Genomic DNA, 22,883 nt, shown 5'->3' on the forward strand with positions numbered 1-22,883 from the left:
TAATCCGCTGATCGCCCCCGGACAGGTTTCAACATGTTCAAATACTTCGCCGTTCCTCTCGCGCTGTTTACTGCCGCTTGCGCCGGACAGCCGCCCCTTCAGTCCACGCCCAACCTTACCGTTGTGGAGGGTGAGACGCAGCTACCCGCACCCATTCGCGGGGATCTGGTGGCGGAAGACCGGCTGGCGCTGATCGGGCCGCTGGATACGATACAGGTCATCGTGTTCGGGGTTCCCGAACTCAGCCGCGAATTGCAAGTCGACGCGAGCGGCCGGATCGCCATGCCGCTGATCGGAACAATCGACGCAGGCGGCAAGACTGCCGCCGAACTGGGGCGCGACATAGAAGCATCGCTGTCGGGCCGCTACGTGCGCAACCCGAACGTGACCGTCAACATCCAGACGTCGGTAAGCCAGGTTGTGACAGTGGACGGGCAGGTGGTGGAGCCGGGATTGTATCCGGTGACCAACCAGATGACGCTGCTGCGCGCAGTCGCATCCGCGCGGGGGCTCACGGAATTCGCCAAGCAGGATGATGTGGTCATTCTGCGCACGGTGGAAGGACGGCGCATGGCGGCGCTCTACAGCATTACCGCCATCAGGCGTGGGCAGTACGATGATCCGTCACTTTATGCCAATGATGTGGTGGTTGTCGGCGACAGTCCGCAGCGCCGCCTGTTCCGCGACTTCCTGGGCCTGGCGCCGCTCCTGGCTGCGCCGGTGATCGCAATCCTGCAACGGTAATCACGCCTTATGAACATCCTTGCCCCTCACCTCCAGACGCACGTCGCCGGCCCCGAGCAGGTGATCGCCCGGCCCAAGCCGGCCGAGACGGAAGCTCCTTCCATCCTGCAACAGTATCTTCGCATCGCCAAGCGGTGGAAATGGGTTATCGCCGGCACTGTCGTCGCCTGCGTCCTGCTGGGACTGATCGCCACGTTGTTGATGACGCCGAAATACACGGCGGCAACCACCGTCGAAATCTCGCGCGAATCGGATCAGATTACCAATATCCAGGGTGTGGAGCGCGAGGCCAGCATCGCTGACCAGGAATTCTACCAGACTCAATACGGCCTGCTGCGTGCGCGCAGTCTGGCGGAACGCGTGGCGACGCAGCTGCGTCTGGTGGATGATCCTGTCTTTTTCCAGATGTTCGGAGCGGAAGATACCGACCTGCCTGCTTTCCAGGAAAGCAACGGCCGCTATCCGGCGCAGGGCCGTGACATTCGCCAGAGGATCGCCGGCGAAGTGCTTCTGGAAAATGTCAGCATCGATCCGACGCGCCTTTCGCGGCTGGTGACGATCAACTTCACAAGCCCCGATCCGACCTTCTCCGCGAAGGTCGCGAATGCCTGGGCGACCAACTTCATCGAGACGAACCTTGAGCGCAAGGTACAGGCCACCTCCTATGGCCGCGAAGTATTGCAACGGCAGCTGACGGAATACGCCGACCGGCTGGACCAGTCGCAGCGGCAACTGGTGGCCTATGCGTCCAACCAGCAGATCATCAACCTGCCCGCCCAGACCACTGGTGACGGTGTCTCGACGCCGCAGCGTTCCATTGTCGCCGACAATCTTGCCGCCATCAACACCGCGTTGAGCGAGGCGACCGCTGACCGCATCGCCGCGGAAGCGCGGTTCCGCCAGGCGGGGAGTGCCGGCGCTTCGGTCGCCGCGCTCAACAACAACGCAATAAACAATCTGCGGCAGCGGCGCGCGGAGCTGGCGGCAGAATACCAGCAGCTGATGGTGCGGTTCGAACCGGGCTATCCGGCCGCGCAGGCCCTGCAGGAGCAGATCAATCAGCTCGACCGCTCCATCGCGCGCGAGGAATCGCGGGTGTCCGGTTCGCTCGAAGCGGAGTACCGGCAGGCGGTGCAGCGGGAAAATGCGCTACAGGCGCGCGTCAATGGCCTCAAGGACGAGTTTCTCGACCTGCGCCGCCGCTCGATCCAGTACAATGTCTATCAGCAGGAAGTCGACACCAACCGCGCCCTCTATGACGCCCTGCTTCAGCGGTTCAAGGAGATCGGCGTCGCCGGCGGCGTCGGCGTCAATAACATCGCCATCGTCGATACTGCCGACGTGCCGCAGCGCCCCTCCAGTCCGCGCCTGCTGTTGAACCTAGCCCTGTCCATTCTCGCCGGCCTTGGTCTGGGCGCAGCGCTGGCCCTGGCGCTGGAGCAGCTTGACGAGGCGATCAGCGATCCGACCGAGTTGCAGCGACGGCTCGGCCTGCCGCTGCTCGGCTCGGTTCCCAAGACACAAGACGACGTCACTCCCAGCGAGGCGTTGCTCGACCGCAAGTCGGAACTGTTCGACGCCTATATTGCGGTGCAGACAAACCTTGCCTTCACCACCGAACACGGAGTGCCGCGATCCTTCTCGGTTACCTCGACCCGGCCGGCTGAGGGCAAGTCGACCACGTCACTCGCCCTCGCGACGACGCTGGCACGCGGCGGCAAGCGGGTCATCCTCGTCGACGGCGACATGCGTTCGCCTTCCGTCCACCACCTGGGGGGTGTCGATCACGACCGGGGCTTGAGCAACTTCCTCGCCGGGGAAGACGATATCGCCTCCCTGACCTTCGACATGAAGGAGCTTGGCTTTACCGCCATGTCGGCCGGGCCCATCCCGCCCAACGCAGCGGAACTGCTCACCAGCAACCGTCTGGGCATCCTGATCGACCGACTGCTGCAGACCTATGACCACGTGGTCATTGATTCGCCGCCGGTGATGGGACTTGCCGACGCGCCGCTCATTGCCAGCCGCGTTGAAGGTGTGATCTACGCCGTGGAATCGCACGGCATCCGCTCCAGCCAGGTCAAGACCGCACTGGCTCGGCTTGAATCGGCCAATGCGCGGATCTTCGGCGGGGTTCTCACCAAGTTCGAAGCGCGCAAGTCATTCTACGGATACGGCTATGACTATGGCTACAGCTATGGCCGTGACCGAGAGACTCAGGCGGCCTGATGGCGTGGCGGCGAAAAGCCGGTCGCAAGCGCAAGCCCGCCGGCGACCGGCCGCCGCGCAACTGGCGGCTGCGTGGCGCCGCTGCCGCTGTCTGCGCGGTGCTGGGCTACATCGGCGTGACTTCCAGCTTCGCCAATGTCGCCGTACGGGCTGACGCGGCGACAGCGCACCGGCTGGCGCCAGCCAACGGCGCGATAACCGCAGCCTATGCGGGACAGTTGTTCGCCGGCCAGCCAGATTCGGACGACACCTCACAGGCGGCCCGCCTCGCGCGAGAGGCCCTGCTGCATGACGCGACCGCAGTTGAAGCACTGACGGTGCTCGGGTTTCAGGCCCAGCTGCGGGGTGAAAGCGAGGCCTCCGATCGGTACTTCGCCCTTGGTACGCGTCTGTCGCGCCGCGAACTGCGTCCGCAGCTCTGGGCCATCGAAGAGGCAGTCGGGCGGGGCGACATCGCCGGCGCGTTGCGCAGATACGATGTGGCCCTGCGTACCTCTGCCGAAGCGCAGAACATTCTGTTCCCGATCCTCGCGAACGCCCTGCCGGAGCCAAAGGTGCGGCGGGAGCTGCTGCGCGTGATGGCTGGCCGTCCAGTGTGGGGGGAAGCCTTCGTCGCCTACGCCGCTGCGGCAGGACGGGATCCGGTCGCCACGGCCCAGTTCTTCCGCGAAGGTCATGCCATTCCCTTGCCGGTGGCAGATGCGCAGCGCGCCACCCTTGTGAACACATTGTTCAACGCGGGCAATTTTGCTGCAGCATGGTCGCAATATGCGGCGCTGCGTCAAGGGTCGAGCCGCAACGGATCACGCGACCCTGAATTTAGCCTCGCCACCGATGCGCGCACACCATTCGACTGGAACCTCAGCGGCAGTGCCGCATTGTCGGCGGCGATTCTGCGGACCGAGAGCGGCGGAGTGCTGGACTTCTCCGTCCCGCCCAGCGTCAACGGCGCCGTTGTCAGTCAGGTGCAGATGCTGCCCGCGGGTACCTACCGGCTTCAGGGACGCAGCGCAGGGGTCGAGCAATCGGAGCGTTCCCGGCCGTACTGGCTGCTGAGCTGCTATGGCGGACAGGAACTTGGCCGGGTGCCGATGACCAACTCGGCGCAGCAGCAGGGCGCGTTTACCGGTAACTTCGCAGTGCCGGGCGGCTGTCCCGTTCAAACCTTGTCGCTGGTGGTGCGCGCGACTGATGATATCAACGGGGTGAGCGGGCAGGTGCTGGAGGCGCGTCTCGTTCCGCAGGGGCAGGCACGATGACGGGTGTGAAGCTGAAGCCCGCCGTTCTGGCCGCCCTTGTATGGGCCGGCTTGACCTATGCGCCTGCCGCTGCCGCTCAGCAGTTCCCAATCGAGCCCGAACCCCTTGCGCAGAGCCAGGAAGAAGGGCTGGGCGACCTAGGGCGTACCGCGGAAGTCGGCGGTGTCCGCATCGGCGAACGGCAAGCGGCTGCTCAGAGACGCACCGGAAGGTCGCCAACTGCCCGCCTTCAGAACCGGGTCCCCGGACGGCTTGAGAACCGGCTGCGGAGCCGGATCGACGAGAACTACGATCCGGCAGCGGATGCTGCGGCACCCTTCCGGCAAAGAGAGCGCGAAGCCCAGCGCGTCAGCGGTCGCCCGCCGCAACAATAGAACTGGCCGGACGGGTGGCTACCATTCATGCAAAAAGGTCGTGGCTCGTCTGAAGCTCACGTTAGCCTGCCGGAGCGATTTAATCGTCGCCATTCATAAGGGTCAAGAAGCGAACTTCTCTTCAGATTGCCTTGAATGTAGCCTGGCTGGAACTTAAGCAACTTCCGAAGAGCGGATGTTTATCAATCTTTGATGTGAGCTAGTTCAGTTTAGGCGCTTCGCTGATCTGACACCTTCGGTACAGAATATTCAGGTACAAGTGCGCTAACAATTTGCACTACGATTTCGCGATCGCCTGAAGTAGTAGCAGCGTCTAGTTGCTCAAGTCTAGGCAACAAGTCACTCCATGCAAGGTGCGCTTCCCTGGCGCGTACGATGCGCGGGTGAGCAGTTCGCTGTGGAGAATTTCCGATGAGTAGCTCCTCGTAGAGCTTTTCCCCTTTGCGGAGACCCACCTCGAGTATTTCAATGTCGCCCTGCCTATTACTCTCGTCCTTGACAGTCAAACCGGAGAGATGAATCATCGTGCGGGCCAAATCGTATATTCGGATTGGGCTGCCCATATCGAGCACGAATACTTCACCCCCCTCGCCCATCGCGCCTGCCTGGATTACCAGCTGGGAAGCTTCAGGGATGGTCATGAAGTAGCGCGTGACATCGCGATGTGTGAGCGTGACCGGCCCCCCTTGCCGAATTTGCTGCTGAAAACGGGGCACCACCGAGCCACTTGAGCCAAGTACGTTTCCGAAGCGAACGCTTGCAAAGCGAGTGGGACCGCCTTCCGCCGCCAAACCCTGGAGAACCAGTTCGCAGATGCGCTTGCTAGCCCCCATGATGTTGGTTGGGCGCACGGCCTTGTCAGTACTCACAAGTATAAAATGTTTTGCGCCCGTAGTCTGAGCCTCCAGGGCGCACCACAAAGTGCCGAACACGTTGTTCCGCACCCCCGAAACAGGGTTTTCTTCCACAAGTGGCACATGTTTGTACGCTGCAGCATGGAACACGGTTTGAGGACGCCAGCGAGCGAACAGTCGCTGTACAGCCGATCTGTCGGCGATGTTGGTCAACTCGGCATGTATGGCGGGCGCGCAAAGGTCTGGATTGGCGCGGCGCGCCTCCTGCAACTCGTGCTCAATTGAGTAAAGGGAAAACTCCGTCATCTCCACTAGGATCAGCATTGCTGGCCTCAAAGCGTAGATCTGCCGGCACAGTTCGCTTCCGATGGAGCCCCCCGCCCCAGTTACGAGTACCACACGGCCTGTAATTGTCCGATGGAGAAGCAGGTGATTGGGCGCCACGGGATCGCGTCCCAGCAAATCAGAAACCTGGATTTCGCGAAGATCACTGATAGACACTGACCCGCTTACGAGATTAGCAACAGTAGGCAGAGTTAGAACTCGCAAACTCAAGTCGCTCAGGTTTCGTACGATCTCCTCGCGTCGCGTTCTGGTGATGCGCGGCATCGCCAAGAGGATTGTGTCAACGCTGTACTGGTTGGCTAAAGCTGCAACATCGTCAATTCGGTAGACTTTGACGTGGTCCAGGTGCTGGCCAGCCAGCCGCACATCGTCGTCGATATAACCCCTCAAGATCATGCCTGGTTCATGACGGAGCGAAAGTGCCAGCTGGCGTCCAGCCGACCCGGCGCCGTAGATCAGAACATTGCTGGTATTGCCGGAAAAACCTCGCTGGCTGAGAAGATCGAGCAGGACATATCTAGCTGTAAGTCTGCTGGTGATCAGCAAAGCGGCAAAAATCATCGGCTGCAGCACCGCCAAAGTACGCGGAACCCCCGGCATCTCGGCCACTGCAAACAGAATGGCGAGCACAAGAGCCATCAAAGCGCATGAGCTCAGGATGTTGAGCATGGTTCGACCGCCCACGAACCTTACGACCGATCGGTATATTCCTGCTCTAGTAAAGATTAGCGCCCAAGTACCGAGACTGGCTAATATTACCTTCCCCGTGGGCAGATTCCAGAGGTCCCACACCCCGAGCCGAATAGAGAATGCCACCCAAACAGATGCGACGCACAGAAAAGCATCGTTCAGCATCAGGAGCGCGGTTTTTGTTCTACGATCAAGATGAAGAAGTTTCTGCAGCGACAAAAGAATTCTTCTCACAAAATCGTGTTTTAAGTAAGTCATGCAGAGCTCACGGTTAGTAATGCTTCGACTGCTGGACCCGAGGTCATTTGATGAAGCAAATCAGCAGGCGAACTTCGGAAGGTTCTCAGATGCGGCATTGCAGGCAGCGCCGTGCCGACTTTCCATCGCAGAACTTCCGCTTCCACTATCTAGATCCACACACTCCCAAGACGGACTGCCGCGGAAAGGCCAGTAGCATCCTGACCCACTTCATGGAAGAGCGCAGATCCGGCCGGTTCGACTTCCGGCGCGTCGGCGTGATGCATGAACGCAAGGGACACGGGATGAACCACAAGAAGCTCTACAGGCGTTATCGTAAAGAGGGTTTTTCGGTGCGGCGGCGGTGCGGTCGCAAGCCGGACGCGGCAGCCGGACACTCATGCCTGCCCGCTGCGTCCGAACAACCGCGAATGCATGAACTTTGTGGCCGAAGCCTTCGGCGCTTCCCGCAGGCTCCGTATACTGACGATTAATGACGATGCCTGCCGGGAGAGCTTGTGCTTACTCGGCAACAACAGCATTTCTGGCGCTCGGATTTCCCGGTAGCCTGACACGCTGGTGCGGCTCAATGGCAAACCTCCCTGCGCCGTCAGCTATAGTGGGACGGAATTTACGAGCCTGGGAATCCTGAAGTCGGCAAGCGAGAACCGGGTTGAGTGACACTACAACGATCGGGGTAAGCCGCAGCAGAACGCGTTCATTGACACGTTCAACGGATAGCTGAGGGACAAGCTGCGCAATAGATAGCCGTTCGGCACCCTGGCCCATGCCCGGCGAAAGCTGGCGGTCTGGCCCTACGCCGACAACGCCATCCGACCGCACTCATCCCTCGAGAACCGAACACCGGCAGGAATATCAAACAGGAAGAGTCTCGTTACGACCACAAGATCAGCGGGGCAGGTCACCTGCCGCTAAACCATCAGGCCGAGCAATGCTTTCCTTCCGATCCAGAAGGGCAGACCACCGGCGACGCATCGCTTCTCTTCTATTCGGTCGATGCCGAGACCGGCCGCCCTTTGAGAGACACTACCGTAGCGTTCGACGGAATTGAGGCAATTGATAAGCAGGATTAACGCCATGGCATCACCGTTTATTCCGCTGATCGTGGCGCTCTCGGCGGCGCATGCGCGACAATCACCGAACCGGTTTCGTTGCGATGTTATGCCATGGTCGGCCAGTGCAGCGACAATCTGTGGATCGACGCGCCCACGGATCGTTATCGCATCTGGCAGGTCGACGCGATCGTCAGGGCTGGGTCTACCTACGATCAAGCAGCGGCAGGATTGTGGCCAGCTCCTCTTCATAGGTCGAACAGCCGCCAGTTCTCGTGAAGGGTCGCCCGTCTCGCGCCCGGGAACAGGCCAGCGCGCAATTGAGCCCTTGGGCAATCGCGTCCTGACCCTGTGCGACGACGAAGATGCCGTCCTCACTTTGCGGCAGACTGGGATGGCGGAAGGTCACGAAAGGCAAACCTAGCAGAACATATTCATAATATTTCGTCGGCTCGGCATACTTGGTATTCAACCGGTTCATCCGACCCTTGATAAGCTGGTACGGGTACAGACATACGAGCGCCGCTGCCTCGCTCCAGAGCCGCTGCAACAGAACCGGGCGCGGTAAAGGGCCATTGATTATCAGCCGCTTGTCTGCCGGCAGCGATATCGCGCGCAGCATGTCGAGATAGGCTGGATCCTCGTGGTTGCCGATCAGTTCGAGCTCGCGCGCATCCGACCGCGCGAAAGCGCGCACCAGAAGGTCGATCCCCTGATAGTGCGCAATCAGGCCGCCATACATGATCTTGTGCGGGTTCGGCGGGCGCGGCACGGCGCGCAACGCCAGTATCTGGTCCGTCGTCTCGCGATCAGGTACGTTGCGGATAACGGCGGCAGGCCGGCGCGCGAGCACCGCGCGCAGGCGGGCTCGATGGTGGTTGACCTCGACGACGTTGTCCACCGTGCGCAACAGCCGATTGGCAGCAGCTTCAAGTCGGCCGTCGCCGTCCAGTTCATATGCGAAGACGATTGTCCTGCCCCGCCGCAAGAACCAGAAGGGCCAGGAAAGAATTGCAGAGCGCGTTCCTATCATCACGATCGCATCTGACCGGTCGCGCGCGCGCCAGACACCGCGCCAGAACGTCAGCGCGCGCTTTAACCCGCTCCTGACCGGCGAACAGATCGACTGGATCGCGATGCCGTTGCTGTCGACGAACCGCTTGTCCGCTTCGCCCACGTATAGGACCTGCACGTCGTGCCCCTGCCCGCGCAGGAAACGTGCCAGCGAGAACGCCACGCCATAGACACGTTCAAGGTTGGCATAGGACCAGATGCTTATCTTCATGACGTTCCCGCGCCGCTGGCAATTGGAGTCAATCGCCTGAGCCTGACAAAGGTCGCAACCGAAACGAAAAGGAGGAAGGCGGAGTAGGCGAATAATCGCGCCTCGGCAAACCCGTCGGTTGATCGATCCATGAGCAGCAGTGATGCAGTCAGAAACACCGCGCACCAGAAGATGTTGCCGAACGCGTTGAACTTGAAATGGCCAAGCGCGATCAGCACGGTTCCGAAAGGAAATGCCAGCGCGCTGAACCACCCCGCGCACAGCAGCAAGACAAACGGGTATTCGGTCCCGATCAGTTGATAGGCTGAGAGAAGAAGCGGTGTCATGACCATCAGCCCGATGGCGGGCACCAGGGTCAGCGCGAAATTTAAGGCGACGATACGCCACGCCTGCTGACGAAAGGCGACAAGGTTCCCGCTTTCGACCTGGTGCATCAGATGGGGCAGGATGATTTGGTTCAGGATGGCGGGAATGAAGAGCAGCAGGCTGAGCCATTGCTGCGCGACGGTAATGACCGACGTATTGATTGGCGTGGGTGCCGCAGCGAAGATATAGGTCAGCACGATCAGATTGGTCGGCTCTACCACCGATGAGCCGATGAGCGATGGTGGGATACGTCCGAGCATGACGCGCCATTGCGTAAAACGCGCGGTTGTGCGCCGATCCTTGGCAAAGGTTTGCCGGAGCAGCATGACCGCCGACAAGGCACCGACCAGTATCGCGCTTCCGGCCGCGCAGATCGTTGCTGTCTGCGGATCGGCGGCGACCAGGACCGCAACCATCTGCCCCGCGCCTAGCAGAAGGCTGCTCAGCATGGCCTGCCAATAGGCGCGCTCTGCGATTAGCCCTGCCAAGGTCACCGCTTGAATGCAAAAGCCTGATGCCATCACCGCCAGCAATGTGGCGAATTGTGCCGGGTCTAGCCCGGGCGCAGTGATCCCGGCGGAGAGCCATACAACGGCTGTTACAACGATCACCGCCGCGATAGCTGCCACCAGCAGAAACAGGGTCGGAAAGGTGCCGCGTTCGCCACGCGCCCGCGCGCCCGCAATGACCCCGGTCAGCGGCAGCGAGAAGCCGGGCGCAATCGCCAGTCCAAGGATGCTGCTCCACAGGAGCACCGCCGAAACCGTCGCAAGACCGCTCGGCCCGAACCGGTGCGCCACCACAAGCAGCGCGCCAATTTGCAGGATCCGGTTGCCGCCAGCACCGACGACGGACAGCATAGTGCCCTGGATCAACGAACCGGGAGCCGTCAGCTTGGCGAGCAGGCGGCGCGGCAATCCCTGCATCCACTGCTCAACGAACGAGACGAGCGTCACTACCGCCCGATCCGCCGCATCATTCGGCCATTATCCGTTCTACGATCCGGCGGGCAGCTTGCCCATCGCCATAGGGACTGCTGCCCTTTATCATGTCGGAATAAGCTGTCGGATCGTCCAGCAGGCGGTTGGCCTCAGTGAGCAGGCGATCCGCCGACGGTCCGACCAGGCGCGCGCTGCCCGCGTCCACGGCCTCGGGCCGCTCGGTGGAGTCGCGCGTCACCAGCACCGGTTTGTCGAGCGCAGGCGCCTCTTCTTGGATGCCCCCTGAATCTGTGATGACGATATAGGCGTGCTTCAGGAGATAGACCAAGGAGAGATATTCAAGCGGCGGAGTGAGATGAACGTTCGGAGCATCACCAAGCATCTCGCGGACGACTTCCTGAACGGAGGGGTTGAGATGTACTGGATAGATGATGTCGACGTCGCTGCGTTCCGCCAGCCCCTTGATTGCAATACAGATCTGGCGCAGCCCTTGTCCGAAATTCTCGCGGCGGTGGCCGGTGACGAGCACCAGGCGGCGTTCGTCGTTCAGGAATGGCATGCCCTGCCCCGCGCGTTCGCGAAGCGCCGGTTCCCGATGAAGTCGGTCGACGATGCTGTACAACGCGTCGATCACCGTATTTCCGGTGACGACGATCTTATCCGGACTGACGTTCTCAGCCAACAGGTTGGCCTGCGAGCGCAGGGTTGGTGGAAAGTGAAGGGTCGTGATCGGGGTCAACAGCCGCCGATTCATCTCCTCGGGCCAAGGCGACATGATGTTCCCGGTCCGCAACCCTGCCTCAACATGCGCCACTTTGATCTTGCGATGAAAGGCGGCCAACCCTGCGGCGAACGCGGATGTGGTGTCGCCCTGCACAATAACCCAGTCCGGGTTGGTCTCGGCCAGCACCTCGTCCACGGTCTGCAAGACGTTCGCGGAAAGTGCGGAAAGTTGCTGCCGGGGGCGCATGACGTCGAGATCGAACGCCGGCCGGATCCTGAACAAATCCAGCACCTGATCGAGCATCTCGCGATGTTGGCCAGTGACACAGGTTATATGTTCAACGCCGGGCTCCAATTCGAATGCACGGATGACGGGTGCCAGCTTTATTGCTTCTGGCCGCGTCCCAAAGATGCTCATCACTTTCATCGAACACTCCCTTCGTGAGCCGCGTTAGCGAGTGACGGCCCGCATACAAGAGGCGGCAGCGGCAATATAATCATCATGCGAAGCGGCCCTGTCGAACGGGAGAAAGCCGGCACAACCGACACGGAGCAAGCGCTAGGCGCCCCTTGCCGCAAGCATCGGGTTTACGATAGGTGGCATCATGTCTCCGGAACTTGTCAGACCCGCCATTCTCGCCCCGACAACACAGTCGAAGGGCGACGAGGCCGCTCAGCAAATCTGTATCTTCATCGCCATGGCGGCGGCACTGATCCTGCAATCGGCCGCTATCGCGTTTTCGGGTGCCTATTTCGGGTTGATCGTCCCATTTGTAATTGCCTTCGTGTTGGCTTGGGCGGCATCGCAAAGCCAGCGCTACTTTATCGGCTACGCAACGATCCCGATCGTCATCTGCTGCGTAATCCTGTGCTGGTGCATCATTGCCCCCCTGCCCAACGCGGAAATAGAGGGGCTGCCGGTCACCGATCGGCTCAACTATTATTTGCTGTACTATACGCCGGGGCTGTTTTCCTACACCGATTACGAAGTAGGCTTCTTGACCCTGATCGCGCTATGCCGATCGTTCGTTGATTTCCCGACGTTTCTGGTCTTGTGCGTCACGATCACGCTGCTGGGATTTCTTCGCGTCCTCTCGGCACTGAAGCGCGAGGCATATTTTCCAATCCTGCTGTGCTGCGGACTGGGCTATTTCGCCTTCTGGAGCGGGGTCCTCAACATCACCCGGCAGTTTCTGGCCGGTGGATTGGTGCTGATCGGCATCAGCCTGCTGCTTGCCCAGCCCCGTTCACTTGGCCGGGCGCATCTGATCTGCGCGCTGATTGGCGTGGTCGCCATGTCTATCCACTCCTCGGCGGCGATCGTTTTCCTTTTTCAGTTCCTCACGCTGGTGCGTCGTCGCGACCGGCTGCTCGCGACGATATGGATTTTCAACTTGACACTGTTCGCGGCCAATTTCCTCGGCCTTGATCCGCTGCGCCCGTTCACCTCCCGCATTTCGTTGTTTCAGCGGTATGATATTGAAGAAGCGTCCGCTGCCGATCTCATCAACATCATGAACACTGGTGTCGGTTCGGGCAACCGCCCGGACTGGGCATTGTTCCTGCTGCTTCCGATGTTGTTGTATTACGGCTTCCGCATACTGCGAAGTCGTTCGAAGGTGCCGCAGGATGATCTCAGCACGTTTGCCCTGTTCTATACGACGTTAACCATCCCGTTCTACGCAATGAGCTATCTGGTTTATGCCGACCGCCTAGCCTATTACGCTTACCTGACAATCCCGTTGTTTCTGCTGATCATAGCGGCATCCCCTGCGATGAAGCAATTTCGGGCGATGATTGTCGCAGCCTTAGCAGCCGTCGCCATCTCGCAGTTTGTGTTTGGATGGTATGGATACACGCCCCTGTTCTGGTCGGGAGGACTCATCGGAAGATTCTGATGCCTGGAACTAGGCTCCGCTTTGCGAGAAGCGTTTGCGAACGGCCGCCTTGACATTGCGCGGCACGATTGCCGCCGCCATGCTGCGTACCAACCCTTTGTACGACGCGGGCCGGCGGAAGGAAAAGTACCGCAACACAACCCTTGCGGTAGTCCGCGCCGGCCGGTTTGACGACGCCAGGACCGACCCACCGTGCACGCGATATTCCACGAGCGGCTGCGTCACGCTGGCCACCGTCCCGTTGCGGGCGATGCGTTGCAGGAACTCATAGTCTTCGGCGCCGACATATCGTTCGTCATAGCAACCGATTTTAGTGAACACGGACGTTCGCAAGAACCACGTCGAATGGACGAAGATGTTGCGCACGGCCAGGGCCGCAATGAGATCTGCGGGAAGATCACCTGATACGTCCCAAAGCCACTTGCCGTCGCCGTCAACCACACGGACGCCGCTGACCGTCAGGTCGGCTTCGCTGGCATCAGCCTTGGCGAGTTGCAACGCCAGCCGGTCGGCAGTGCTGAAATCATCTGCATCTTGGCGAGCGTAGAACGCATACCCTTCGTTCAGCGCGAAGCGCGCGGCAAAGTTCAAAATGCCGATCAGTCCGATGTTGCTTTCCATCCGGCAATGGATGAGATTGTCGAGGGCAGGCAGCCGTTCCAACGGCGCGCCCCCGTCCTCGACTAGCAGGATGTCGTGCGGCTCGGCATTGCGAGCCAGTGCCGCTAGACACGGCTCGATCCAGCGTTGCGCGTTGTAGCATGGCAAAACCACGAGGATCTTGGGACGTGATGCATTCTTTGGGCGCTGATCGCGCACGCGGCAGAACACCATTCGATTGCCGTGGGTAACCCAGTGATCGGCTAAGGTCACTGCAGTATCTCCGGCGTCAGTGGGGCGATCATGGTCTGGTAGATCCGTTCGTTCACCTTGACTTGGTCAAAGAGTTCCTCCGCCATCCGGCGACTTTCGCGACCCATCGCCGGGATGATCGCGGGATCGACGCAGAACTTGCGCATGGCATCCGCCAGACTAGCAGCATCGCGCGGCTGAGCGAAAAAGCCATTCACGCCGCAAATCACCGTCTCACGACACCCCGCGACGTCGGTGGTGACTACCGGACGCCCCATTGCCATCGCCTCCTGCGTGCTTCGCGGCACGCCTTCACGATAGGAGGGCAGCACATATACGGAACAGTCGGCGATTGCCGGACGAACATCGAGCATCTCGCCCAGCCATTCGACGGTGCCGTCGGCGGTGAAGGCACGGACTTCGTCAGCTGGAATTCCGCTGGGATTAGAATCGGTCCCGCCGACAAGTTGAAAGCGGGTCATCGGGAAGTCCTTGCGCACCATCCGCGCCGCAGTCACAAATTCGCGAACACCCTTCTCGCGCAACAGGCGGCCAATCATGAGAAATGATGGAGGACCATCTGGCAAAGGCGCGACATCGTAGTAGGACAGATCAACTCCGATACCGCCCAGAAGCCGGGCGTTGACAGGCGACACAATTCCTCGTTCGACAAACTCGGTACGATCGTCGGGGTTAAGGAACAGCACCCGATGCGCACGACCTAGTGCAATTCTCAGCAAGATGATGGCCAAGCGACGCGCCAATCGCTTCTTGATACCTTCGTGACCGACGTCGGTGAACAGGTAACCCAGCCCTTCCACCATAGCCACGCGGCGCGGGACACGCGCGATCGCCGCGGCGAGGCCGCCGTATATGTTCGGTTTGATGAAATAGGTCAGGCTTGCGTCCGGGCGCTCGCGGCGCAGCCACACGGTGAGATCCCGCAGCGCCTGCAAGTCGGACAGCGGATTTAGTCCGGTCCGTTCGATCCTATAAGTCGCGGGCACAACCCCCAACGCGGCGAGTTCCTCCCGCTGCTCTGTCGAATAACTCGGTGCCAGCGCGTGAACCACATGTCCGCGCTCGACGAGGAGCCGCAACAGGGGGCCGCGAAACCGGATCAGCGACTCCGCAAAATTTGATATGACGGCGATCTTCATGTCGGACCGACTGTCATGAGTACGAAATCCGTTCTGCCGGGCTGCGGCTTGCCAATGATCCGCGAAACGAACATGTTGATTAAAACTGCCTTCAAGTCGTCAACGGGATTGCCGGGTAAAAGGATGGCCTGTTGTCGTCAAATTGCGGTCTTCTTTCGCGGTATTCCAGGCAAGACAGAAATGGTTTGGCGACAAAGCAACCCTGGTACGTCAACTAGTCCCACGGCGACCACTTTGTCCATTCCTGCACGCATCGTCGCATACGTTGGGTTGCTCCCTTTCGGCGTGACAGCTCTGTGGCTAAGTTCCGCGCGACTGCAGGATTGGCGACTGGCGATTGGTGAAGGAAGTGAGCGATGGCGGATGCGGTGTTCAAATCCCGGCAGCAGCCTCATTTCATCAAAAGGGACAAGCGCCGAGCTATGGCGTGGCAGTCGCCGAACTGAAGAAGGAAGGCAAGATAACGGCCGATACTGGCCACCACCAAGCCAAGTGCCTCAACAACATCGTGAGCGCTGACCTCGGCAAGCTAAGGTAACTGATCCGGCAAGTGCGCGGCTTCAGGAGGCCGCCGGCCGCCTGACGCCAGACAGCAGGATGGCGGCTATAGGCTTCGCACGCCACGAGTTCAGCTTTGCAACAGAGCCGAGGCGACTAGACGCCCGCTCATCCGTCCGGGCGCCGGATGTCCATGAACTGAGAGAGAGTTTCCCTTCCATAGATGTCACTCATCCCAAAGCGGAAGAGAGGACCCGGTCGATTGCACCTACTGCACGGTCGAGTTCAGCATCTCCCATGGTAGGGTGAGTCAGGAACATGAGGCTCGTTTCGCCCAACTCGCGCGCGTTAGGTAGCCGCTCTTTCGGACGCCAAGGAGTGCCCTCAAAAGCCTTCTCCAAATATACTTCAGGGCAGGTGCCGTGCAGAACCTGCACCTCCGCTTCGCGTAATGAACTTACGATCCGGTCGCGCGACCAACCTTCCGCCAGCCCTTCTGGTCGAACGTAAGCATAGAGACGATAATATGCATGGCGGAGGCCTGCCGCTGGAGTAGGTACCCGGACGACTTCTGGATGATGCGCCAGTGCCTCGGTAAGGCGAGCTGCAATCGCGGTGCGGCGATCAGTCCATTCCGCCATGCGGCCAAGCTGGATGCGGCCGATAGCCGCCTGCATCTCTAGCATCCGCCAATTTGTGCCGAAGCTTTCGTGTACCCAACGAAAGCCGGGAGCATGTTCGCATTCGTACATTGCCTCCCAGCTCTTGCCGTGGTCCTTGAAAGACCACATACTCGACCACAGCGCGCCGTCGTTGGTCGTTACCATGCCGCCTTCGCCGCCAGTAGTCATGATTTTGTCCTGGCAGAATGACCAAGCCCCAACGTGGCCGATGCTGCCGACCCTCCGCGCACCCACCATTGCGCCGTGTGCTTGAGCGCAATCCTCGATTACAGCCAGATCGTGCTGGGCCGCCAGCGCCATGATCCCATCCATGTCGCATGGCCAGCCGGCCAGATGAACCGGGATGATCGCGCGAGTTCGCTCGGTGATGAGAGGGGCAATGGTGGCCGGGCTGATGTTGCCGCTGTCGCGTTCAACGTCCGCGAACACTGGCACCGCACCTGCATTCACCACGCACGAAACAGACGCGATGAAGGTACGCGGCGTTACGATGACCTCGTCACCTGCCGCGATGCCCAGCGCCTTTAGTGCAACATCAAGAGCCAGTGTGCCATTGGCAAGCGCCACGGCGTAGGCGCTGCCCACCCAGTTCGCAAACTCCCGCTCGAATGCGCGGCTGACTTGACCAGTCCAGTAGTTTACTTGGTTTGACCGGACGATATCTGCCACGGCCTGGGCTTCCTCTTCCGTGAATTGCGGCCAGACGCTCTTCTCGATCACGTTCATATCGTACTCTTCTTTGTGCGTGCGTGGGGCTGATATGTCCGGTACAGGCAGAGGCGAGCAGCCCGGAAGCACGGATTGCCCTGCGCGCTGCACAGATCAAAATCCAGCGTTTTGTTCACGGTACCGAAATAGCTGCGTCCTTGACTCGTGCGGCCAGTGCTCGTTGCTATTCGCGGTAGGGACCGCCAGCACCCAGTGGATTACCGCCAGGTGGTGCTTGCAGCAAACACAGCACGCATTGGGTTGTTACCGCGCTCGCGAGGACTTGCGCGCTTGCTGCCGTGCCAGATTGTACTCGCGAGCTATACGCGCAGCGGGGGTCTGACGTTGCTGCCCACTTGGCGGGCGGGGACGCGCTGCCCGGCACGATCCGCCTAACTACTGTTCCTTTCCCGCGCGCAGGGGAGTGGACCCGCTTCTCCAGTGTTTTGGAATGACTATTTTGCCTCAAAAGCAGATGCCGGAAGATGGGGTTGTGCGGCGCTGAATAGAGGATTGCTGACCTTCCTACGATGCGAGTTGCGGCGAAACTATTTGGCCACGAAGTGCTTCAGATGGGGGCTGCCGGCAAAGCTAGCATCAGAGCACCTCAGCCGCTCAATTCCTTTCAAAACGGCTTTCACTACCCGGATCTCGAAGTCGAAGCTACAGATTGCCTCTTCGCTCCGGCATCGTTCTGACCTAAGGAGCCGGCCAACCGCCAACCATGGAGCACTTGTTGACCAACTCTCGGACCCGCCATACTCGCGCGCTCGTCACCGGAGGGGCCGGGTTTCTCGGCTCGCATCTGATCGACCGGCTTATCGAACGGGGTCACGAAGTGATCTGCGTCGACAATCTGTTCACCGGGGACAAGCGCAATGTCGAGCATCTCCGGCATGAGGCGAGGTTCGAGTTCCTGCGCCATGATGTCTGCTTTCCGCTGTATGTGGAGGCGGATGTAATCTACAACCTCGCTTGCCCGGCATCGCCCGTGCATTATCAACATGACCCGGTACAAACGACCAAGACCAGTGTCCTGGGCGCCATCAACATGCTCGGCCTTGCCAAGCGGCTGAAGGCACCGATCTTCCAGGCATCAACCAGCGAGGTTTATGGCGACCCGGCGGTGCACCCGCAGGTCGAGGAATATTGGGGGAACGTGAACCCGATCGGCATCCGCTCATGCTACGATGAGGGCAAACGCTGTGCGGAAACCCTGTTTTTCGACTACCACCGGCAGCATGGCCTCGACATCAAGGTGGCGCGGATATTCAACACCTACGGGCCCCGCATGAATGCGGGCGACGGGCGCGTGGTATCCAATTTCATCGTGCAGGCGCTGCGCGGAGAGGACATCACGATTTATGGTGACGGGCAACAGACCCGCTCGTTCTGCTATGTCGACGATCTTGTCGCCGGGTTTCTCTCTTTCATGGACGCGGGTCCCGATATTCACGGACCGATCAACATCGGCAATCCCAACGAATTCACGATTCGCGAGCTTGCCGAAAAGGTTCTCTCCAAGGTTGGCGGGAGTTCGCGCCTGATCGAACAGCCCCTACCGCAGGACGACCCGATGCAGCGTCAGCCCGACATCACCGTGGCGAGGCAGCAACTTGGCTGGCAGCCGAAAGTGGAGCTCGACGAAGGACTGGACCGGACAATCGCGTACTTCCGGCAGGCAATCGCCGCCTGACCGGGTCGCTTGGTCAGTCGACGCCGTCCGGTTTTACTGAGGCAAGCTGAGGCTTCCAGATTTCGCCTTCAGAACCTCGTCTGCCAGGAGGTTAGCGATGCGCTCGCTTGCACACCCGTCGCCATAAGGGTTGCCCGCCCGCGCCATCGCGGCATGCGCATCCTGATCTGCGAGGAGCAGGGAAACTTCGTGCACAATGCGTTGCGGATCAGTGCCGATCAGCCGGGCCGTGCCCGCCGCCACACCCTCTGCTCGCTCCGTCGTGTTGCGCAGGACCAGAACGGGCGTTCCGAAAGTCGGGGCTTCCTCCTGCACGCCGCCGCTGTCGGTCAGGACAATGTGCGCCGCCGCCAGCAGCCGGATGAAGTCGGGATAACCCAACGGTTCGACCAGCGCGACATTGGGCAAGCCTTCCAGGTGCTCGCGTAGAACATCTTGGACGAGCGGGTTGGGGTGGCAGGGGCAGATGAAGGCCACGCCCTCCCTCCGCGCCAACTGCTTCACGGCGGCCGCGACGCTGGCGATGCCGGAACCGATGTTTTCACGTCGGTGCAGGGTCAGCGCGATGACCCGTTTGCCTGCAAAGCGCTGCTCCAGCGCCGCCATGCGCTGCGCCAGGTGGGGCTGACGCTCGAGTTCGGCGGCCATCCAGCGCAATGCGTCGATGCCAGTATTACCGGTCACGGACACCGCGGCGGGTGCAACACCTTCCCGCGTCAGCGCTTCGGCCGCCGACGGGGTCGGGGCGCAGTGCCGTGCAGCAATCACGCTGATCATGCGCCGGTTGGCTTCCTCCGGCCACGGGTGATGACTGTCGCCGCTCCGCAACCCTGCCTCAACATGCAGCACCGGTATCTTGCGGTAGTGTGCCGCCAGCGCACCGACCAAGGCGGTGGTGGTGTCGCCTTGGACGATCACCCAGTCAGGCCGCTCCCGGTCGCAGACCGCGCCTATTGCCATCATCGCCGCCACGGTCAGCTGGTCAAGCGATTGTCCCGGCGCCATCGCCGCGCAAGCGTGGTCGACCGTCACGCCGGTGAGCTGCAGGATGGGATCGGCCAGGGTCGAATGCTGGCCAGAGTGGCAAACCCTGACCTCAAAGCGCCCGTCGCCATTCAACCGTCTTATCAGGGGGAACAGCTTGATCGCCTCGGGCCGGGTACCCAGCACGATCAGTACGACAGGACGGTTGTGCATCGCGGCCCGCTAAAGCCGGCACCGCTTGACTGCAACCCAAATAGCGCGCGCAATCAGCGCCTTGGCTGATCACTCTTCAGGAAGGATAATCCGCGGCGGTGGGTAGGCGGTGCTGTTCGAGGGCGCTGCGGTATCGCCGCCCAGCCGCTCCCGCTCGAGCCGCGCTGCATATTCGCGCTCGATCTGCTCGACCCGCTCCTGCTCTGCAGCCGCCGCAGCATCGATCGTCCCGAGCCGTTCCGCTCTGGCCGCCTCAATGATCTGGCCAAACCGCTGGCTGGGGGCATTGGCGCGGTCCGCATAGGCTCTGGCAATCAGATCCTGCGTGCAACCGGTGAACCCGCCAGCGCCGGCTGGAGAGCACGACATGATACCGGATTCTCCCACCGTCTGGAACTCGCGCACGCGGCCGGCCCAGGACGCTGTGCCGGGCCCGGTGGTTTGCCGCAGGCTGCGGGGAATGCGGTACTGCTCCTCCAGGATGCCGCACACGGTTATCACGTCTTCGGTCGATGCCGGACATTGCTCGTCTTCGGTGATATAGACGATGTTCACCGCAGTATCGGCGTCCTGGGCCAGCGCCGGTGAAGCGACGGCGGCGATTACCAGAGCCAGAGGTGTGAGTCGGGGTATCATGATGACCTCGTTGCTATGGCGCCCATTGTCGCCCCAATGCTGGTGAATGCCGTGTGAAGCAGTTGCATCAGATCCTCTCCGACAGTTTTATGGCGGCGCGGCAGCCAAGCCGGATTGCGCCAGACAGGAGCTGGTAAGCGGGAGCACGTTCAGCGCCCGACGCCAACGCCGTGTCGCGGTGTTCCCGCTCTTCCTCGCGAAACTTTTCGATCAGTTCCGCGAGTTCAGGATCCGCGCCGCTATCCTGCAACCGGTCCAGCTGCTCGGAATAATGGCGGTCGATCTCCTCTTCGACAGCTGCGGTGCACGCCATCGCCGCTTCCGGTCCGATCAGCGCAGTTGCGGCGCCAAGCGCGTAGCCGGCGACAGACCAGAGCGGCTGCAACGCTGTCGGTCGAACCCCGCGCCGCGTCATCAACGCGTCAAACTGCGCCCGGTGCTCCGCTTCCTGCGCCGCCATATGCCTGATTTCAGCAGAATCGGGGGCGCGGTCACCCATCACCGCCAACTGACCAGCATAGATCCGGGTCGCTCCGAACTCCCCCGCCTGATCGACCCGGATCATGCGTTCGATCTCCGCTTGCCTCACGTCATCTGCCCTTCCGCGTCAGCAGCCACACAATTGTCGCCGCGGCCCCCGTCGAGATCAAGAAGTTCCATCCTGCCAATGATACGCCCAAAAATGCCCAAGGTGCCCGGTCGCAGCGTATCAGAGGCGTGTTGATAACAGCTTCAAGCGGGTCAGCTCCGCCCGTCGCTACACCTGCGCAGCCGGTGATGCCCTGCCACCATCCATACTCGACACCGGCGTGGAAGCCGCCGATCACCCCTGATACCAAAATGCTCAGCGCTGCCAGCAGGGTCCAGAGGCGCGCAGCCGGCAACACAAAGGCCAGGGCAGCCAGCCCAACCGCGGCGAAGTGGGGCCAGCGCTGCCACCAGCACATCTGGCACGGATAGAGGCCAAAGCCCAACTCGCTGATGTATGCCCCGGCGAGCAGTCCGGCTGGCACGCACAGGGCAATCACCTGCGCCCAGCGCCCGCGCGCCACCCCGGTGCTAACCGGCGCGTGGCCGGCAGGCAACGCCGGGTCAGTTGCGCTGCGCAACTTTGGCTGTCGCTGTCCGGCGCAAGGTGTCCAGCGCATAGCTTAGCTGGAAATCCTCGATGCCCTTCGCTTTCAGTTCTTCGGCGGTCTGCTGAAAACGCGGATCGGCGGTGCCGTCCTCTTCGAGCAGGTCATCCTTGATGCCGAGTTCGTTGATGAGATGTCCGCGCAGGTCGGCCTCGCGCACGGCGTATTTCGTTCGTGCAGCAAGGTCTGGGTCGCTGAGCTGGGGAACGGCAATGTCGGGCTTGATCCCGCCCTCCTGAACCGACTTCCCCGCGGGCGTGTAATAGCGGGCCGTTGTCAGCTTAAGCGCCGCGTCGCGGCCCAGGGGCAGGAGCGTCTGCACACTGCCCTTCCCGAAGCTGCGTTGCCCCATGACGATTGCCCGCCGGTGGTCCTGCAACGCGCCCGCGACGATTTCGGAGGCGGAGGCCGAGCCCGCGTCAATCAACACGATCATCGGCACCCCGGCGGCGATCTGACCGCGGAAGACGGTTTCCGCGTTGTACGAGATGCTCTCTCCTCTGGCACGCCCGCGCTGGGAGACAATCTGACCCTTGTCGAGGAACAGGTCGCTCAACGCGACCGCCTCGTCAAGCGAGCCGCCGGGGTTGGAACGCAGATCAAGCACGATGCCCCGTACGCGCCCCGCCGCTTCGGTCTGCAGAGTGCGCCACGTCTGCAGCACATCGGCACCCACGTCGCGCGAAAACTCGTTCACGGTAATCACCGCGATGTTACCGTCCATCAGTTCGCCGGTCACGGGCTCAAGATCGATTACGCCGCGAGTCACCGTTACGTCGAACGGCTCCGACCGCCCGGGTCGAAAAATCGTCAGCCTGATCGACGTGCCGGCCGGTCCCCTCATCTGACCGACCGCATCGTCCAGTTCGCCGCCATAGATCAGCCTGCCATCAAGATGCGTGATGAAATCGCCTGCCTTGATCCCGGCGGTTTCCGCCGGGCTGCCGCGGAAGGGTGAGATGACTTTGACGGCGCCGTCTTCCTGCACGACCGATAAGCCAAGCCCTGAGTAATTGCCGTCGATCATCGTCTCCAACCGCTGCAGGTCGGAGCCGTCCAGATAGGCGGAATGGGGGTCCAGGCTGGCGAGCATCCCGTCGATCGCACCGCGGATCAGCTTCTCGTCATCGACCTGTTCGACATAGCTTGCCTTGATCCGTTCATAGGCGGCGAACAGCTTAGCGAATTCCGGCCCGGCCCTGCCGTCCACCGTGGCAAGGCCCGCAGTGGTTGCAGGGATCATGGCCATCGCCGTCACAAGGGCAGCTGAGCGGACGAGGGCGAAAAACTGCATGTTCA

General features: G+C 61.1%; 20 protein-coding genes and 1 pseudogene. 8 read left to right on the top strand and 13 right to left on the bottom strand.

Going from position 1 to position 22,883, the window contains the following annotated elements:
- Positions 1-33 precede the first annotated feature (33 nt).
- The 4 genes from LHJ54_RS03290 to LHJ54_RS03305 are packed head-to-tail and all read left to right on the top strand — an operon-like array spanning position 34 to position 4,606.
- Entirely contained in the window at positions 34-744 is a 711-nt protein-coding gene (locus tag LHJ54_RS03290; protein ID WP_228242510.1) for a polysaccharide biosynthesis/export family protein, read from the top strand.
- 9 nt (positions 745-753) lie between these two features.
- Positions 754-2,973 (top strand): polysaccharide biosynthesis tyrosine autokinase, encoded by a 2,220-nt coding sequence (locus LHJ54_RS03295; RefSeq protein ID WP_228242511.1) that lies wholly within the window; start codon positions 754-756, stop codon positions 2,971-2,973.
- A complete protein-coding gene (locus LHJ54_RS03300) occupies positions 2,973-4,232 on the top strand; it encodes a hypothetical protein (protein ID WP_228242512.1) in 1,260 nt (419 codons plus the stop codon). The genes LHJ54_RS03295 and LHJ54_RS03300 overlap by 1 nt, the downstream gene beginning before the upstream one ends.
- Entirely contained in the window at positions 4,229-4,606 is a 378-nt protein-coding gene (locus tag LHJ54_RS03305; RefSeq protein ID WP_228242513.1) for a hypothetical protein, read from the top strand. Before LHJ54_RS03300 ends, LHJ54_RS03305 begins: the two co-directional genes overlap by 4 nt.
- A gap of 209 nt (positions 4,607-4,815) precedes the next feature.
- Here the strand turns inward: LHJ54_RS03305 and LHJ54_RS03310 are convergent, their stop codons facing one another.
- Positions 4,816-6,753, bottom strand: coding sequence for a nucleoside-diphosphate sugar epimerase/dehydratase (locus LHJ54_RS03310; RefSeq protein ID WP_228242514.1), 1,938 nt, complete (start codon positions 6,751-6,753; stop codon positions 4,816-4,818).
- Between the two features lie 233 nt (positions 6,754-6,986).
- On the opposite strand from LHJ54_RS03310, the pseudogene LHJ54_RS12755 reads away from it, so the two are divergent.
- Positions 6,987-7,599: pseudogene (locus LHJ54_RS12755) on the top strand (integrase core domain-containing protein); the annotation flags it as partial.
- 65 nt (positions 7,600-7,664) lie between these two features.
- On the opposite strand, the gene LHJ54_RS03315 reads toward LHJ54_RS12755, so the two are convergent.
- Genes LHJ54_RS03315 through wecB (LHJ54_RS03330) form a run of 4 tightly spaced genes read right to left on the bottom strand, consistent with a single transcriptional unit; the run spans position 7,665 to position 11,547 of the window.
- Complete coding sequence (locus LHJ54_RS03315; RefSeq protein ID WP_228242515.1) at positions 7,665-8,024, bottom strand: hypothetical protein; 360 nt, start codon at positions 8,022-8,024, stop codon at positions 7,665-7,667.
- The gene (locus LHJ54_RS03320) at positions 8,011-9,090 is read right to left on the bottom strand and encodes a glycosyltransferase (RefSeq protein WP_228242516.1); all 1,080 of its coding nucleotides are present in this window, start codon (positions 9,088-9,090) and stop codon (positions 8,011-8,013) included. Before LHJ54_RS03320 ends, LHJ54_RS03315 begins: the two co-directional genes overlap by 14 nt.
- Positions 9,087-10,412 carry a hypothetical protein gene (locus tag LHJ54_RS03325; protein ID WP_228242517.1) on the bottom strand — a complete coding sequence of 442 codons (1,326 nt, stop codon included), beginning with the start codon at positions 10,410-10,412 and terminating at the stop codon, positions 9,087-9,089. Before LHJ54_RS03325 ends, LHJ54_RS03320 begins: the two co-directional genes overlap by 4 nt.
- A gap of 19 nt (positions 10,413-10,431) precedes the next feature.
- Positions 10,432-11,547 carry a non-hydrolyzing UDP-N-acetylglucosamine 2-epimerase gene (wecB, locus tag LHJ54_RS03330; protein ID WP_228242518.1) on the bottom strand — a complete coding sequence of 372 codons (1,116 nt, stop codon included), beginning with the start codon at positions 11,545-11,547 and terminating at the stop codon, positions 10,432-10,434.
- Positions 11,548-11,725: 178 nt separating this feature from the next.
- On the opposite strand from wecB (LHJ54_RS03330), the gene LHJ54_RS03335 reads away from it, so the two are divergent.
- Positions 11,726-13,018, top strand: coding sequence for an EpsG family protein (locus LHJ54_RS03335; RefSeq protein ID WP_228242519.1), 1,293 nt, complete (start codon positions 11,726-11,728; stop codon positions 13,016-13,018).
- 9 nt (positions 13,019-13,027) lie between these two features.
- Here LHJ54_RS03335 and LHJ54_RS03340 read toward each other — a convergent pair whose 3' ends face one another.
- Both LHJ54_RS03340 and LHJ54_RS03345 read right to left on the bottom strand, forming a co-directional pair.
- A complete protein-coding gene (locus LHJ54_RS03340; RefSeq protein ID WP_228242520.1) occupies positions 13,028-13,891 on the bottom strand; it encodes a glycosyltransferase in 864 nt (287 codons plus the stop codon).
- Positions 13,888-15,030 carry a glycosyltransferase family 4 protein gene (locus LHJ54_RS03345; RefSeq protein WP_228242521.1) on the bottom strand — a complete coding sequence of 381 codons (1,143 nt, stop codon included), beginning with the start codon at positions 15,028-15,030 and terminating at the stop codon, positions 13,888-13,890. The genes LHJ54_RS03340 and LHJ54_RS03345 overlap by 4 nt, the downstream gene beginning before the upstream one ends.
- A gap of 340 nt (positions 15,031-15,370) precedes the next feature.
- Between LHJ54_RS03345 and LHJ54_RS03350 the strand changes: the two genes are divergently transcribed.
- The gene (locus LHJ54_RS03350) at positions 15,371-15,568 is read left to right on the top strand and encodes a hypothetical protein (protein ID WP_228242522.1); all 198 of its coding nucleotides are present in this window, start codon (positions 15,371-15,373) and stop codon (positions 15,566-15,568) included.
- Positions 15,569-15,758: 190 nt separating this feature from the next.
- Here LHJ54_RS03350 and LHJ54_RS03355 read toward each other — a convergent pair whose 3' ends face one another.
- Positions 15,759-16,937 carry a DegT/DnrJ/EryC1/StrS aminotransferase family protein gene (locus LHJ54_RS03355; protein WP_228242523.1) on the bottom strand — a complete coding sequence of 393 codons (1,179 nt, stop codon included), beginning with the start codon at positions 16,935-16,937 and terminating at the stop codon, positions 15,759-15,761.
- Positions 16,938-17,652: 715 nt separating this feature from the next.
- Between LHJ54_RS03355 and LHJ54_RS03360 the strand changes: the two genes are divergently transcribed.
- On the top strand, positions 17,653-18,615 hold the full coding sequence (locus LHJ54_RS03360; RefSeq protein WP_373457048.1) for a UDP-glucuronic acid decarboxylase family protein: 963 nt from the start codon (positions 17,653-17,655) through the stop codon (positions 18,613-18,615).
- Between the two features lie 33 nt (positions 18,616-18,648).
- On the opposite strand, the gene wecB (LHJ54_RS03365) is transcribed toward LHJ54_RS03360, so the two are convergent.
- From wecB (LHJ54_RS03365) to LHJ54_RS03385, 5 genes are all read right to left on the bottom strand, one after another.
- Positions 18,649-19,812 (bottom strand): non-hydrolyzing UDP-N-acetylglucosamine 2-epimerase, encoded by a 1,164-nt coding sequence (gene wecB, locus LHJ54_RS03365; RefSeq protein WP_228242525.1) that lies wholly within the window; start codon positions 19,810-19,812, stop codon positions 18,649-18,651.
- A 69-nt stretch (positions 19,813-19,881) separates the two neighbouring features.
- On the bottom strand, positions 19,882-20,448 hold the full coding sequence (locus tag LHJ54_RS03370) for a hypothetical protein (RefSeq protein WP_228242526.1): 567 nt from the start codon (positions 20,446-20,448) through the stop codon (positions 19,882-19,884).
- A 67-nt stretch (positions 20,449-20,515) separates the two neighbouring features.
- Positions 20,516-21,013: a demethoxyubiquinone hydroxylase family protein gene (locus LHJ54_RS03375; protein ID WP_228244282.1), complete on the bottom strand. Its 498-nt coding sequence runs from the start codon at positions 21,011-21,013 to the stop codon at positions 20,516-20,518.
- 25 nt (positions 21,014-21,038) lie between these two features.
- Positions 21,039-21,500 (bottom strand): disulfide bond formation protein B, encoded by a 462-nt coding sequence (locus tag LHJ54_RS03380; RefSeq protein ID WP_228244283.1) that lies wholly within the window; start codon positions 21,498-21,500, stop codon positions 21,039-21,041.
- 40 nt (positions 21,501-21,540) lie between these two features.
- Complete coding sequence (locus LHJ54_RS03385) at positions 21,541-22,878, bottom strand: S41 family peptidase (protein ID WP_228242527.1); 1,338 nt, start codon at positions 22,876-22,878, stop codon at positions 21,541-21,543.
- Between the last annotated feature and the right edge of the window lie 5 nt (positions 22,879-22,883).

It is taken from the genome of Porphyrobacter sp. GA68, from assembly GCF_022605525.1.
In the GTDB taxonomy this organism is placed as follows: domain Bacteria; phylum Pseudomonadota; class Alphaproteobacteria; order Sphingomonadales; family Sphingomonadaceae; genus Qipengyuania_B.

Bases quoted from the DNA above. Each gene is read 5' to 3' on its own strand.
- wecB (WP_228242518.1), bottom strand. From the start codon at position 11,547: ATGAAAGTGATGAGCATCTTTGGGACGCGGCCAGAAGCAATAAAGCTG.
- LHJ54_RS03310 (WP_228242514.1), bottom strand. From the start codon at position 6,753: ATGACTTACTTAAAACACGATTTTGTGAGAAGAATTCTTTTGTCGCTG.
- LHJ54_RS03295 (WP_228242511.1), top strand. From the start codon at position 754: ATGAACATCCTTGCCCCTCACCTCCAGACGCACGTCGCCGGCCCCGAG.
- wecB (WP_228242525.1), bottom strand. From the start codon at position 19,812: ATGCACAACCGTCCTGTCGTACTGATCGTGCTGGGTACCCGGCCCGAG.
- LHJ54_RS03320 (WP_228242516.1), bottom strand. From the start codon at position 9,090: ATGAAGATAAGCATCTGGTCCTATGCCAACCTTGAACGTGTCTATGGC.
- LHJ54_RS03345 (WP_228242521.1), bottom strand. From the start codon at position 15,030: ATGAAGATCGCCGTCATATCAAATTTTGCGGAGTCGCTGATCCGGTTT.
- LHJ54_RS03385 (WP_228242527.1), bottom strand. From the start codon at position 22,878: ATGCAGTTTTTCGCCCTCGTCCGCTCAGCTGCCCTTGTGACGGCGATG.
- LHJ54_RS03375 (WP_228244282.1), bottom strand. From the start codon at position 21,013: ATGATCCGGGTCGATCAGGCGGGGGAGTTCGGAGCGACCCGGATCTAT.
- LHJ54_RS03300 (WP_228242512.1), top strand. From the start codon at position 2,973: ATGGCGTGGCGGCGAAAAGCCGGTCGCAAGCGCAAGCCCGCCGGCGAC.
- LHJ54_RS03290 (WP_228242510.1), top strand. From the start codon at position 34: ATGTTCAAATACTTCGCCGTTCCTCTCGCGCTGTTTACTGCCGCTTGC.
- LHJ54_RS03335 (WP_228242519.1), top strand. From the start codon at position 11,726: ATGTCTCCGGAACTTGTCAGACCCGCCATTCTCGCCCCGACAACACAG.
- LHJ54_RS03370 (WP_228242526.1), bottom strand. From the start codon at position 20,448: ATGATACCCCGACTCACACCTCTGGCTCTGGTAATCGCCGCCGTCGCT.
- LHJ54_RS03355 (WP_228242523.1), bottom strand. From the start codon at position 16,937: ATGAACGTGATCGAGAAGAGCGTCTGGCCGCAATTCACGGAAGAGGAA.
- LHJ54_RS03305 (WP_228242513.1), top strand. From the start codon at position 4,229: ATGACGGGTGTGAAGCTGAAGCCCGCCGTTCTGGCCGCCCTTGTATGG.